Annotated in this window: 13 protein-coding genes; 7 read left to right on the forward strand and 6 right to left on the reverse strand. The window is 60.8% G+C overall.

Annotated features, from left to right (window positions below; all coding sequences use genetic code 11):
• Positions 1-28: 28 nt before the first annotated feature.
• Together AACH55_RS22465 and AACH55_RS22470 are read right to left on the reverse strand one after the other, a co-directional pair.
• A complete protein-coding gene (locus AACH55_RS22465; protein WP_338716874.1) occupies positions 29-1897 on the reverse strand; it encodes a phosphoenolpyruvate carboxykinase (GTP) in 1869 nt (622 codons plus the stop codon).
• Positions 1898-2283: 386 nt separating this feature from the next.
• Complete coding sequence (locus AACH55_RS22470; RefSeq protein ID WP_338716875.1) at positions 2284-2661, reverse strand: LysR substrate-binding domain-containing protein; 378 nt, start codon at positions 2659-2661, stop codon at positions 2284-2286.
• 137 nt (positions 2662-2798) lie between these two features.
• Between AACH55_RS22470 and AACH55_RS22475 the strand changes: the two genes are divergently transcribed.
• Entirely contained in the window at positions 2799-3785 is a 987-nt protein-coding gene (locus tag AACH55_RS22475; RefSeq protein ID WP_338716876.1) for a D-2-hydroxyacid dehydrogenase family protein, read from the forward strand.
• On the opposite strand, the gene AACH55_RS22480 is transcribed toward AACH55_RS22475, so the two are convergent.
• A complete protein-coding gene (locus AACH55_RS22480) occupies positions 3763-4530 on the reverse strand; it encodes an L-asparaginase (RefSeq protein ID WP_338716878.1) in 768 nt (255 codons plus the stop codon). The genes AACH55_RS22475 and AACH55_RS22480 overlap by 23 nt on opposite strands.
• Positions 4531-4739: 209 nt before the next feature.
• On the opposite strand from AACH55_RS22480, the gene AACH55_RS22485 reads away from it, so the two are divergent.
• Complete coding sequence (locus AACH55_RS22485) at positions 4740-5225, forward strand: asparaginase domain-containing protein (RefSeq protein WP_338716879.1); 486 nt, start codon at positions 4740-4742, stop codon at positions 5223-5225.
• Between the two features lie 25 nt (positions 5226-5250).
• Here the strand turns inward: AACH55_RS22485 and AACH55_RS22490 are convergent, their stop codons facing one another.
• Entirely contained in the window at positions 5251-6153 is a 903-nt protein-coding gene (locus AACH55_RS22490) for a LysR family transcriptional regulator (RefSeq protein WP_338716880.1), read from the reverse strand.
• Between the two features lie 161 nt (positions 6154-6314).
• On the opposite strand from AACH55_RS22490, the gene AACH55_RS22495 reads away from it, so the two are divergent.
• The gene (locus AACH55_RS22495) at positions 6315-7364 is read left to right on the forward strand and encodes a YeiH family putative sulfate export transporter (protein WP_338716881.1); all 1050 of its coding nucleotides are present in this window, start codon (positions 6315-6317) and stop codon (positions 7362-7364) included.
• Positions 7365-7481: 117 nt separating this feature from the next.
• On the opposite strand, the gene AACH55_RS22500 is transcribed toward AACH55_RS22495, so the two are convergent.
• The gene (locus AACH55_RS22500; protein WP_338716882.1) at positions 7482-7952 is read right to left on the reverse strand and encodes an SRPBCC family protein; all 471 of its coding nucleotides are present in this window, start codon (positions 7950-7952) and stop codon (positions 7482-7484) included.
• A gap of 126 nt (positions 7953-8078) precedes the next feature.
• On the opposite strand from AACH55_RS22500, the gene AACH55_RS22505 reads away from it, so the two are divergent.
• Positions 8079-10151 carry a UvrD-helicase domain-containing protein gene (locus AACH55_RS22505; RefSeq protein ID WP_338716883.1) on the forward strand — a complete coding sequence of 691 codons (2073 nt, stop codon included), beginning with the start codon at positions 8079-8081 and terminating at the stop codon, positions 10149-10151.
• 349 nt (positions 10152-10500) lie between these two features.
• Positions 10501-11277 carry a hypothetical protein gene (locus AACH55_RS22510; protein WP_338716884.1) on the forward strand — a complete coding sequence of 259 codons (777 nt, stop codon included), beginning with the start codon at positions 10501-10503 and terminating at the stop codon, positions 11275-11277.
• Here the strand turns inward: AACH55_RS22510 and AACH55_RS22515 are convergent.
• A protein-coding gene (locus AACH55_RS22515; RefSeq protein ID WP_338716885.1) for an IS5 family transposase occupies positions 11272-12059 on the reverse strand; the annotation gives its coding sequence in 2 pieces (ribosomal slippage) (positions 11272-11708 and positions 11708-12059; 789 coding nt in all). The two genes, AACH55_RS22510 and AACH55_RS22515, sit on opposite strands and share 6 nt — an antisense overlap.
• 213 nt (positions 12060-12272) lie before the next feature.
• Here AACH55_RS22515 and AACH55_RS22520 point away from each other — a divergent pair.
• Both AACH55_RS22520 and AACH55_RS22525 read left to right on the forward strand, forming a co-directional pair.
• Positions 12273-12575 carry a hypothetical protein gene (locus AACH55_RS22520; RefSeq protein ID WP_338716886.1) on the forward strand — a complete coding sequence of 101 codons (303 nt, stop codon included), beginning with the start codon at positions 12273-12275 and terminating at the stop codon, positions 12573-12575.
• A 119-nt stretch (positions 12576-12694) separates the two neighbouring features.
• Positions 12695-13687 (forward strand): T6SS immunity protein Tli4 family protein, encoded by a 993-nt coding sequence (locus AACH55_RS22525; RefSeq protein ID WP_338716887.1) that lies wholly within the window; start codon positions 12695-12697, stop codon positions 13685-13687.
• Positions 13688-13702 lie beyond the last annotated feature (15 nt).

The following is a 13702-nucleotide window of genomic DNA, read 5'->3' on the forward strand; positions in this document are numbered from 1 at the left end:
GTATCCCGTCTTCTCCGTGCCGGTCAGCTTAAGCTGCCAGCTTCTTCTCCAGCTTGTCCTTCACGCCTTGCAGTTCGGGCGGCAGCTTGTGCTTGAGCTTGTCGAACAGTTCGGCATGCAGCTCCAGTTCCTTGGCCCAGGCAGCCTTGTCGATGGAGGTGATGGTGGTGAACTGTTCGGCACTGAAGTCCAGGCCTTCCCATTGCAGATCCTCGAAACGCGGGGTGATGCCGAAGAGGTGCTCGACACCGCCGGTCTTGACGCCTTGCGGGTCTTCGATGCGATCCAGCATCCACTTCAGCACGCGCATGTTGTCGCCGAAGCCCGGCCAGACGAACTTGCCGTCGGCATCGGTACGGAACCAGTTGACGCAGTAGATCTTCGGCAGCTCGGCCGGCGAGGCGGCGATCTTCTTGCCGATGTCCAGCCAGTGCTGGAAGTATTCGCTCATGTTGTAGCCGGCAAAGGGCAGCATGGCGAACGGATCGCGACGCACCACGCCCTGCTGGCCGACGGCCGCAGCAGTGGTTTCCGAGCCCATGGTCGCGGCCATGTAGACGCCTTCCACCCAGTTGCGGGCTTCGGTCACCAGCGGCACGGTGGTGGAACGGCGGCCGCCGAAAATGAAGGCCGAGATCGGCACGCCGGCCGGATCATCCCAGGCCGGGTCGATCACCGGGTTCTGCGTGGCAGCCACGGTGAAGCGGGCGTTCGGGTGAGCTGCCTTGCGGCCGGTTTCCTTGCCGATTTCCGGGGTCCAGTCCTTGCCCTGCCAGTCGATCAGGTGCGCCGGGGCTTCCTTGGTCATGCCTTCCCACCAGACGTCGCCGTCATCGGTCAGCGCCACGTTGGTGAAGATGGTGTTGGCCGAAACCGAGGCCATGCAGTTGTAGTTGCTCTTTTCGTTGGTACCCGGGGCCACGCCGAAATAGCCGGCTTCCGGGTTGATGGCATACAGGCGGCCATCTGCACCCGGCTTGATCCAGGCGATGTCGTCGCCGATGGTGGTGACCTTCCAGCCGCCGAAGGCCTTGGGCGGGATCAGCATGGCGAAGTTGGTCTTGCCGCAGGCCGAGGGGAAGGCCGCCGCCACGTAGTGCTTCTTGCCTTCGGGCGATTCCACGCCGAGGATCAGCATGTGCTCCGCCAGCCAGCCCTGGGCGCGCCCCATGGTGGAGGCGATGCGCAGGGCGAAGCACTTCTTGCCCAGCAGCGCGTTGCCGCCGTAGCCCGAACCGTAGGACCAGATCTCGCGGGTTTCCGGATAGTGGACGATGTACTTGGTGGCATTGCACGGCCAGGCCACATCCTTCTGGCCAGCCGCCAGCGGTGCGCCCACCGAGTGCACGCAGGGCACGAACTCGCCATCGGCGCCCAGCACGTCATACACAGCCTTGCCCATGCGGGTCATGATGCGCATGTTCACCGCCACATAGGGCGAGTCGGACAATTCCACGCCGATGTGGGCGATGGGCGAACCCAGCGGACCCATCGAGAACGGCACCACGTACAGGGTGCGGCCGGCCATGCAGCCGTCGAACAGACCATTCAGGGTCTGGCGCATCTCGGCCGGATCGGTCCAGTTGTTGGTCGGGCCGGCATCTTCCTTGTTCTGCGAGCAGATGAAGGTGCGGTCTTCCACGCGGGCCACGTCGGACGGGTCGGAGCAGGCCAGGTAGCTGTTCGGGCGCTTTTCCTGGTTCAGCTTCTTCATGGTGCCGGCGGCGACCATTTCTGCGCACAGGCGGTCGTATTCTTCCTGCGAACCATCGCACCAGTAAATGCGAGCCGGCTTGGTCAGCGCGGCGATTTCGGCGACCCAGTTGATCAGTTTCTGATGTTTGACGTAGGCGGGCGCATTGACTGCGGGAATGCCTGCCATGAGGGGTTGGTTCATATGCTACCTCCAATGCCACAAGTTGATGAATTCGGTTGGCACGGCAGGATCGTCGTTGCAAAGGTCCGGCGGGGTCCACACGCCAGCTGCAGTACGGCGGTCTTGTCGATGGCGACCGTCTGCAAGAGCCCGGCCACCTGGCCCGCCTCCTTGCTGGCGGCGGGTTTTGTTCACTCTTCGACAGTCGAGAGTGCAGGAAAGTGGCAAGGATTGTAACCCGATAAAACGGAATTTACGCAAATTTGTAGCGAAAAATACCCGACTTATGTAGTAGGTAATTACAAATCAAAAAAAATCTGTTTTTTCATTACTGTTACGCATAACACCAATTCGCCTGAAAAGCGCATGAATGCTGGATTCTCGCGGCATTGCGGTCGATCAATCATTCATGACGTGAATATCTCATGCAAAAAAGCGACGAAAACTTTCACCTTGGCTGTCTCGCGGCGATTGGGCTGATAGAGCGCCACGATGTCGGGACCGGCCACCTGCCATTCCGGCAGAACCGGCAAGAGACTGCCCTCCTGCAGGGCCGGATCCAGGGTCACCGACATCTGCTGGATGATGCCGCCACCGGCCTGCGCGGCAGCCACGATGGACTCCACATGATCCATCGCCAGCAAGCCCTTGGGAATATGCGAGCTTTCCACCCCCTCATGACTGAAACGCCAGGGCTTGACCATGCGTGTGCGCGGATTCATGAACCCCAGGCAGGCGAACTGATCCAGCGCCTCGGGCGTCTGCGGCAAGGTGGTGATCGACATCGGCCACTGATCTCCTGAACTCGCCCGCCATCGCAGCCACCCCGTGCCGAATCCGGGCAATCGCTTTATGATGGACGCCCGCGCCGGCCACCCACCAGGTGGCCGGCACCGCCCCTCAAGCGTGCCAGGAGACCTCCATGAAAATCGCCATCCTCGACGACTACCAGGATGCCGTGCGCCATCTCGATTGCTTCCGCCTGCTCGATGGCCACGACGTCAAGATATTCACCAACACCGTGCGCGGCGTCGGCCAGCTGGCTGCGCGCCTGGCGCCGTTTGACGCCGTGGTGCTGATCCGCGAACGCACCGCGCTCACCAGACCCCTGCTGGAAAAACTGCCCCTGCTCAAACTGATCTCCCAGACCGGCAAGGTCAGCGGACACGTGGACGTACCGGCCGCCACCGAGCGCGGCATCGCCGTCGTCGAAGGCGTGGGCGATCCGACCGCGCCGGCCGAACTGACCTGGGCCCTCATCATGGCCGCCATGCGCCGCGTGCCGCAATACTGCACCGCCCTGCGCGCGGGCGCATGGCAGCAGGTCTCGCCCACGCCGCATCTCAACCTGATCGGCACCGCCCTGAAGGGCCGCACCCTGGGCATCTGGGGCTATGGCAAGATCGGCCGGCTGGTAGCCGGCTATGGCCGCGCCTTCGGCATGCAGGTGGTGGTGTGGGGGCGCGAGGCCAGCCGCGAACAAGCCATCAAGGATGGCCTGCAAGCCGCCGCCAGCAAGGAAGATTTCTTCACCCAGGCCGATGTGCTGAGCCTGCATCTGCGCCTCAACGACGCCACCCGCGGCATCGTCAAGGCCAGCGACCTGGCGCGCATGAAGCCCACTGCCTGCTTCGTCAACACCAGCCGCGCCGAACTGGTCGAAGCCGATGCGCTGGAAGCGGCGCTGGTGGCCGGTCGTCCCGGACTGGCCGCGCTCGACGTCTACGAGCGCGAACCGCTGCCGGTGGACTCGCCCCTGCTGAAGATGGACAACGTGGTGGCCGCCCCGCACCTGGGCTATGTGGAAAAAGACGGATATGAACTTTACTTCCGCGCAGCCTTTCAGAACATCGTCGACTACGCCGCCGGTACGCCCAGCAACGTGCTCAATCCTGAGGCTCTGGGGTGATGCGGTGAATGGTTCTGACCGGTGGATCGTAGGCCAGCTGCGGCATCGGGCCACCGCGCTTCCACAGGTGGCGCCAGCCCGGCGGCCAGGGTAGCGGCGGACCGGCGTAGTCGGGCACGTTGCGCCGGATCGGCATCACCGGCAGGTGTTGCGGCATGCCGCCGCCATTGTCGTGCCAGCCCAGGCTGAAGGCGTAATCCGGCAGCAGCGTGGCGCACACCAGTTCAAACCAGTTGGCGTGCTCCTCGTCTTCCCCCAGCGCCCGGGCCAGTCCCTGAGGATCGAACTGCGCCAGCAGGCGTGCCAGTTCCTCGGGCGAGGACGACGGACCATCGCCCCAGCCCATCACCGGATTGAAGTTGTACTCCGCGCCCGAACCATACCAGCCCTCGCGCCAGGGCCGCTCGATCCAGTTGCGCGGACCGCTGAAGAGATGCCAGCGCCAGTGCAGCCCGGACGGCTTGGGCCAGCTATACAGGTACAGCCGCTGGTAACCGGCGCGATGCAGCTCGCGCACCATGGCCATCAGGCGCGCATGCGGCATGCGGTCCGGCGGGGCGCGGCGAAACAGGATGGGCGTGCCATCGGCGTGCTGTACTTCATCCGAGGACAGGTTCAGGTCCAGCGTGCGCACCTCGTTGCCGAAGCGCGCAGAAATCCAGCCCGTCATCAGGTTGACGAGCACGATCACGCCATAGCCGCGATGGCGGTGGAAGATGACGGTGCCGGGTGCCAGAGGTTTCATATCCGGCCCATTATAAATGTCCTTGGGAAATCGCTCCGGGCCGCCCGCCAGAGCGCGTAAATGAAGCTTCCTGCGTGTAAGATAGCGCCTTCCAACGGCCCTGCCCGCAACTGCACGGCCGAAGCGGCCGCTGGACACGCGGCCTGCGGGACCGTATCTTGCTTATCCCGCGACATGAACATTTTGACCAGTTGGAAGATAGGAAACCCATGAGCCTGCGCATCATCGCCACCGGCGGCACCTTCGACAAGCACTACGACGAAATCGCGGGCCAGCTTGGCTTTGCCGAGAGCCACTTGCCGGACGTCATCGCCCGCGCCCGCATCACCGCCGAAGTGTCCCTGGAAACCCTGCGCCTGCTCGATTCTCTGGAGATGCAGGACGCCGACCGCCAGCGCGTGCTGCAAGCCTGCCAGGCCTCGGCGCAGCAGGCCATCGTCATCATCCACGGCACCGACACCATGCAGCAGACCGCCCAGGTTCTGGGCCCGGCGCTGACCGACAAGACCGTGGTGCTGACCGGCGCCATGATTCCCTACGAGATCGCCAATTCCGACGCCTTCTTCAACTTCGGCTTTGCCTGCGGCGTGGCCCAGGTGCTGCCGCCGGGTGTGTATGTGGCGATGAACGGCCGCATCTTCGCCTGGAACAAGGTCGCCAAGAACCGCAGCGCGGGCGTGTTCGAGCCGATCTGACCCCGCCTCGGGCAAGCCCCGTCCTTCAGTGCGGCGCCTGCCGCTGCGCCCAGTCCCGGCAGAACGACAGCAAGGCCGTGAGGCTGGGCGAAGGCGCGCGGTGGCGGCTGACCACCATGTAGAAATGTCGGCGCAAGGTCGGCAACGGCGTGTCCAGTTCGACCAGCTTTTTCGATTCGATCAGATCTTCCACCACCGAGCGTGACAGGCAGCTGATACCCAGCCCTTCGGCGGTAGCGCGCTTGATGGCTTCCGAATTGCCGAACTCGAAGGACGACGGCAAATAATGCAGGTAGGGAATGAGCGCATGCTCGACCGCCTCGCGCGTGCCGGACCCGGCTTCGCGCAGCAGCCAGTCGGCTTCGCGCAGCATCTTCAAGGTGATCTTGCGGCGCGCGCGGACGATGGGGTGTCTGGGTGCGGCCACCACGATCAGTTCATCGGTCATCCACGGCTCCACCTGTACATCATCGGCATGGCAGGGCCCTTCGATGAGCCCGGCATCCACTTCGAAATTGACCACCGCATCCACGATATCGGCCGTATTGGCCACCAGCGCGCGCACCCGCGCCCCTGTATGGCTGCGCCGATAGGCGGCGATCATGGCCGGCAGCAGATAGCTGCCGATGGTGGTGGAAGCGCCCAGATGCAAGTCGCTGCCAGCAGCCGGATCGCTGAACTGGCGCTCGATGGTCTGCGCCGCATCCAGCATGTGGCGCGCCTGCGGCAGCAGCTGGCGGCCGCTGTCGTTCAACACCAGCCGCTTGCCGACGCGATCAAACAGTTGCACACCCAAGAGGCTTTCCAGTTCGTTCAACGCCGCACTGGCCGCTGACTGCGACAGCGCCACCAGAGCGGCCGCCGCCGTGGTGGACCCCGACTGGGCCACGGCCAGGAAAATCTGCAATTGTCGCAGCGTGATCCTCATTGATTCTCCTTTATGCATTTCCGACATGGGAGTGCGCAGAAAACGTCACTGCACATCTACCTACTGAACAGGTAGATATTAGCAAAATAACGCGTTTTTCTTTTATAGACCCGAGGCGTAAAGTGCACTCCATCGACAGCACACCCTTTGTGGAGAGCCCCATGCGTACCGCCATCCAGACCTCCCCCCTGCCCCCGGCCGCCGCCGGACTGGCGCTTTCAGGCGCCGTCGCCTGGGCCGCCATGAGCCTGGGCAATATCGGCTGGCTGCAGAATCACGGCTTCTCGGCGCTCACGGTCGCCATCGTGCTGGGCATCGTGATCGGCAACACCGTCTATCCGCGCCTGGGTGCGTACTGCGGCGAGGGCGTGCGCTTTTCCAAGCAGACGCTGCTGCGTGCGGGCATCATCCTCTACGGCTTTCGCCTGACGTTCCAGGATATCGCGCACGTGGGTGTGGCCGGTGTGGTGATCGATGCAGCCATGCTGCTGTCCACCTTCGGGCTGGCCTGGCTGGTCGGCACCAAGTTGTTGAAGCTGGATCGCGATGCCGCCCTGCTGATCGGTGCCGGCAGTTCCATCTGCGGCGCCGCTGCCGTGATGGCCACCGAGCCGGTGCTGCGCGCACGCAGCGAGCAGGTCACCGTGGCGGTATCGACCGTGGTCATCTTCGGTTCGCTGGCGATCTTCCTCTATCCGCTGCTCTACACGCTGCAGGCCGAACCGATGTGGGGCATGCGCCTGCCGGACTTCGGCGTCTACATCGGCTCCACCGTCCATGAGGTGGCGCAGGTGCTGGCCGCTGCGCGCTCCATCGACCAGCACACGGCCGATGTGGCGGTCATCACCAAGATGGTCCGCGTGATGATGCTGGCGCCCTTCCTGCTGATGCTGTCGATGAAGGCGGCACCGTCGGTCAGTGCACACCCGCATCAGCACCGCAAGCTGTCCATTCCCTGGTTCGCCTTTGCCTTCATCGGTGTGGTGGTGTTCAACTCCTTCTTCCCGCTGCCCGCTGCACTCAACCAGCTGGTGCTGCAGGCCGATACGCTGATGCTGGCCATGGCCATGGCGGCCCTGGGCTTGTCCACCCACCTCTCGGCGCTGCGCAGCGCGGGCATCAAGCCGATGATCCTGGGTGCGGTGCTGTTTGCCTGGCTGGTCATCGGTGGCGCACTGGTCAATGGCGCACTGGGACGCCTGCTGGCCTGAGCCTGACGCCTGAGCCTGAATGCGGCGCATCAAGCAAGAAGGCGCGCTCCTGCGGGAGCGCGCCTTCTTTTATTGCATCAGGAAAACTGACTCAAACGCCGCCCTGATTCAGTTTCCTCAATGCAGCTCACCGCGCCGGGTCAGATCGCGGATGATGCGCACCGTATCGATATCGGCTTCCTGGTAGGCCGAGCGGCGGAAGTCGTCGTAGAACGCCTCTTCGCCGGTACCGCCCTCGGGCTTGCCATCGTCGTATTCAAAACGCACGAACAGCACATCGGCCTGTGGTTCCTCGATGGTCATGCTCATGCGCGAGGCCGGGATATCGCCCTGCGCGGGCACTTCGTAGAGCACCTGGATCTGCGGCAGGTAAGTTACCTTGTCGATGATGACCAGTTCGCCATAGCGCAACTCGCGGCGCACGCTGTCCAGGCTTTTTTCGGTGAGGCGGCAGTCGTCCAGGTGCGGCATGAACAGGCGCGGCGATTCGGCGCGCAGGACCAGGCCGCGCCAGAGCTGCTCGCGGGTCAGGGAATCGATCAGCGGATTGGTCGGATCGTTGATCTGGATGAGGTGGTTGAATTTCATGGTTGCTCTCGTGATGTTGTTGCCGCCGGCAATGCGGGCATTGTCCCACAGGCGCAGCCAGCCGGCGCGGACGGGCTGCTACAATGGCGCCTCGTTTCTTCTCCTGCCCACGCCGATCGCCTCCGTATGTCCGCACCCTCCTTCGGCCTGAACAAGCCGCAAAGCGAAGCCGTCCACTACATGGCCGGGCCCTGCCTGGTGCTGGCCGGGGCCGGGTCGGGCAAGACCCGCGTGATCACGCAGAAGATCGCCCACCTGATCGAGAACTGCGGCTACGAATCGCGCAACATCGCCGCGCTCACCTTCACCAACAAAGCCGCGCTGGAAATGCAGGAGCGCATCGCCAAGCTGCTCAAGGACCCCAGGCAGGCCAAGCACCTCACGGTGTCCACCTTCCATTCGCTGGGCGTGAAGATCCTGCGGCAGGAGTCCCAGCATCTGGGGCTGAAGGATCGCTTTTCAATCATGGACAGCGACGATTGTTTTTCCCTCGTGCAAGAACTGGCGGTGACCACCGACAAGGCCATCATCCGCGGCATCCAGAATGCGATCTCGCTGTGGAAGAACGGCCTGGTCGATCCCGACCTGGCCGAGAAGAACGCCCGCACCGAAGACGAAGCCCAGGCCGCGCGCATCTACCGCAGCTATGTGGCCACGCTCAAGGCTTACCAGGCGGTCGATTTCGACGACCTGATCCGCCTGCCGGTGGAACTGTTCCGCAGCAACGAGGAAGTGCGCGACCGCTGGCAGCGCAAGCTGCGCTATCTGCTCATCGACGAATACCAGGACACCAACACCTGCCAGTACGAACTGGTCAAGCTGCTGGTGACCGGCGTGGGCAAGAAGCCGATGTTTACCGCCGTGGGTGATGACGACCAGGCCATCTATGCCTGGCGCGGCGCGACCATCGAGAATCTGAAACTGCTGGGCGTGGATTTTCCCAACCTGCACCTGATCAAGCTGGAACAGAACTACCGTTCCAGCACGCGCATCCTGCAGGCCGCCAACGCGGTGATCTCCAACAATCCCAAGCTGTTCGACAAGACCCTGTGGTCCGAACACGGACTGGGTGATCCGATCACGGTCATGGCGATGGATGACGAAGAAGCCGAAGCCGACCAGATCGCCATCACGCTGTCAGCGCACCGCTTCGAGCGGCGTGCCAAGTTTGCCGATTACGCGATTCTCTATCGTGGCAACCATCAGGCCCGCATCCTGGAAAAATCACTGCGGCGCGAACGCATTCCCTACGTGATGTCGGGCGGCCAGAGTTACTTCGACCGTGCCGAAATCAAGGACATCATTGCCTACCTGCGTCTGATCGCCAATCAGGACGATGACCCGGCCTTCATCCGCGCCGTCACCACGCCGCGCCGTGGGGTGGGACAAGCCACGCTGGAAGTGCTGGGCACGCTGGCCGGGCAGTGGCAGTGTTCGTTGTTCGAGGCGGTCTACAAGGGCGGCCTGGAAGACAAGCTGACCGACCGCCAGCTGCTGCCGCTGCGCAAGTTCTGCGATTTCATCAATGCACTGGAGTCGCGCGCCACGCGGCCGGGTCCGTCGGGCAGCGGCGCAGAGGCGGGCAAGGTACTGGACGACATGATGGAGGCGATCAACTACGAGTTCTACCTCTACGACAGCTTCGAGGAACGCGCCGCGCAGGCGCGCTGGCAGAACGTGGTGGACTTCATCAACTGGTTGAAGGAACGCGCCTGCGGTGGCCGCGATGGTGAAGGCGAGGAAAAGAACCTGCTGGAGATCACGCAGATGGTGGCACTGATGAGCATGCTCGAAGGGCGCGACGAAGAGCAGGACGCGGTGCGCATGTCCACGCTGCATGCGTCCAAGGGACTGGAGTTTCCGCATGTGTTTCTGGTGGGTGTGGAAGAAGGCATCCTGCCGCACAAGGGCGACCCGGATACGCCGCCCGAGGAGGCCGCTGCGCGCGTGGAAGAAGAACGTCGCCTGATGTATGTCGGCATCACGCGCGCACAACGTTCGCTGCACCTGTCCTGGTGCAAGCGCCGCAAGCGCGCCAAGGAAGTGATCGAATGCCAGATCTCGCGCTTCGTCAAAGAGATGCGCCTGGATGAAGGCGAGGCAGTGCCGCAAGAAAGCGAGAAGATCACGCCGCAGGCGCGGCTGGCCAATTTGAAGGCGCTGTTGCAGAAGCCTCGGAATACGCCTGAGCAGGGCTAGTCTTGCGTGGCGCTCTGCGTCGCAGACCGTGAATCTCGTTGAGGCCACCGGCCTTGTCCGCGTACATAATTCACGCGAAAAATAGAAATTCTTCCATTGAGAAAGCGCCCTGCGCATCGGAGACTTACGCCTTCGTCGCCCGGGGCCTCAGCTGTGTTGATGTGTCCACGGGCATGGTCCGCATCCGGGACTTTCCACAGGCAAGCACAACGCGCAGGCAGTTCAGAAAAATTGCCGCGATTTCTTCCAGCTTGTTCACTGGCGTGTTCGGGATTGCACAATCTCTCCCTGGAAACCGCCCCGCATGGCTCCCCCCTTGCAGAATGCTTCATCCCGCTCCCCAGCGCCCATGGGACAGCATCTCCGGCTGCTCAGGCTGGATTCCCCCCTCGGAAAAGATATCCTCCTGCCGCAACGGCTGGTAGCCACAGAACACCTCAGCCAAGGCTACGAGGTCAGCATCGATGTGCTGGCCACGCAGACCGGCATTGCGCTGGAACCGTTGATTGCCCAGCCTGTCACCCTGTGGATCAGGCAACAGGCCGGCCAATATCTGCCCCTACGTGAGCGAATCAACAGCGTAATCGCACGATACAAGAAGGAGAAGAAGCGCTGCGAGAAAGTGATTCTGGTGACGCATTCCATGGGCGGACTTGTGGCGCGCTATTGCTCGGAAGTACTCGGCATGTCGGACAAGATCCTGGGCATCGTTCACGGTGTCATGCCCGCCATCGGCGCGGCCGCTGTCTATCGACGATTCAAATCGGGAACGGAAGGCGGATGGCTGGCAGCAAAAGTATTGGGAGAAGATGCGGCAGAAATGACTGCGGTGTTATCCAGTGCACCAGGCCCGTTACAGCTGCTGCCAACGCCGGAATATGGAAATGGCTGGCTCAGGATTGATGATGGAAGCAGTGTAGTCAGTTTGCCGCGCAATAACGATCCGTACAACGAAATCTACACCGTACGTGGACGGTGGTGGAGCATGTGTGAAGATCATCTGATCACTCCTCGCACACCGATGAGTCAAGCAAGGCAGCAGCGAGAAATTGATGCCGACTGGGCTGGTTTCTCGGCGCTCATTCAGGGAAAGGTCAGAGAATTTCACCTAGAACCCATTTCATAAATAGCGCCGCATGAGGATGATGGAGAAAGCGAGATGAACGAAGCCTGTGTAATGATCGGCGCAACGCTCCCATCGGGTAAGTACACGCTTGAAGGCATTAAGCCAGGCAAACAGTCGTTCGATCTTCCATCGGCGCCGGTATCGGCGCAGCGCCCGGCCGTCTTGAGTGACCGCTCTTTTTCGATTGCTCTTGTGTGGTGCGATCAGTTCAATGCCTTTGGCAGCAAGTCTTTGATCGAGCGGATCACTATCGTAGGCGCGATCCCCAATAATTCGTTCGGGTCGTCCCACTGTGACAATCTCATCGAGGGTAGCCTCGACAAGGGTGACTTCATGTGGGCTAGCAGAAGACGTGTGCACGCCGAGTGGAAGACCAGTAGCGTCTGCAATAACCATGAGCTTCGTACCCTTGCCCCGCTTGGTCTTTCCGACCTTTGGGCCCCTTTTTTTGCCAACACAAACGTGCCGTCAATAAAGCATTCGGAAAGATTGATTTGGCCAACCTCTTCGAGGTGTTGCGCCAGTGCTTCGAGTATGTGCCGTAGCACGCCACTCTTGACCCAGCGCGAAAATCTTCGGAAGCATGTCGTGCCAGAGGGGAACCGATCTGGCAAATCACACCAGGCCGCACCGGTGCGTAGCACCCAGAGAATCCCGTTCATGACGGCGCGGTTGCTGTGCAATTCCGGGCGTCCACGCCCATCATCACGTCTAGGTGTTTCTGGTATCAGCGGCTCCAGAATCGCCCATTGTTCGTCTGTTAGTTCTTCTCTTCGTGCCATACGAAGAAGTTAACACGCACGATAAAAAGTTAACAGACCCTATTTATGAAATGAGTTCTAGCAATTGAAGAAAAATACCACCGCAATACTTTCGCGTTTTTCGGGAGCGATAGACGGTTTAAAGCTTATGGAAGCGTACTTTGGCAGACCAATTTCCAGTCGTTCAGACAGCCGGCTATAGCGCAACCGAACAAAGACGTATTAAACGCCAAATTGAACTTCTATGGGGAATTGGGGAAAACAAGGACGGCACTTTATCCTCTCGATATGAGAGCAGAAAAAATAGCGCCCAACGAATTATTCAGGATCAGCGAGCCAGACGAAAACGGTGACGGCACGGTTCCTCATCGTTCTGGCATTGCCCCCAAAGAACATCCTGGCATCAAATCACTGCTTCGCGTTTCAGTTGGGCATGAGCCTGCTTATAAAGATTCAGACATCGCCAGAGAATTTACCCTCCGTTCCATCGTGCAAATCGCGCAGGCGGTCAAAGGCACACCTCTTGACTACGAATGAAAAGAATTATGAGAAATAGATTGCTTGGGTCTGCTGGCGTCTTGCTCGTATTGATCTTGCTTGCTTTTTTTGGATGCCAACCTGGAGTCCCAATACTCACCGCGAAGGAAACACAGAAAATGAACGCCATTACCGAAAAAATGATTACGAGATGTTTCGGACGCTATCTGATTGACTTGCCAGAAAGCTTCATTCTCAACACCGAGGGTGGTCAAGAAATCGACGGCGTCACCATCGATATCAAAGCGCGGTCAGAAGCGGAGTTCCATCAAGCGCTGGAGACAAGAAAGAGAGTGCTTGAGTCAGAAACCCTTTTACGCGAACCAAATACTGCGACGCTCAAGGAGATTCTTCCCCTCCCAAATGCTAGAGGCGTGATTTTTGATCGCGCCGAAAATGAGTTCAGCAATATGTTCCGCACCCTTGAACTCATGGATTGGCGTGACGGCTATCAAATAAAAATGCAGATCGCAGCCAGGGATATGAGTTATTCAAAGGAAGAAAATCCTAATGGCCCGATACCCACCACAACACCAGAGAAAATGGCCGCCCTACTCAAGGTCTACCACCGCACCCGCCCCCGCGGCAACGAAATCCCCACAGGCCAGGGCACCTGCATCCTCAACGGCTTTGTCGCGGGCCCCGCATCTAGCGAAGAAAGCATCCGCTTCTTCTATCATCTGAACGAGGTCGACGATGTGTATTTCACGTTGGCGACCTTATCCGGCCCACGGGACAACGATACGCTGCTGGACCGGATGAAATTTCTGGCGCCCATCTGGAAGGCGGGCGAGGGACGCCTCATCAGGAGCGGCAGAATCTTCCACGAGCTCCCCGGACAGGAGGTGCTTTATATGACCCCGGATGAACATACCAAGATTCCTTCAATGGAATTCCGCTACGAAGACACACGCCGGGGAGATGGCGTCACCAATCCTTCTATCGATGTGGAAATGAATGTGGGCAAACGCAAACCCGAACCTGATCCGAAGAATCGCGACGAGCATGCATATCCACCGCCTATCCTCACCCCCAGCCTGAGCGAAGCCGAAGCCGTCTACCTGTGGGACAAGGTGATCCCTACGCTGCGCACACGCCCCGGTGCATTCTGATGCGCCCATTCTCTT

It is taken from the genome of Herbaspirillum sp. DW155 (assembly GCF_037076565.1).
Lineage (GTDB): Bacteria > Pseudomonadota > Gammaproteobacteria > Burkholderiales > Burkholderiaceae_D > Herbaspirillum.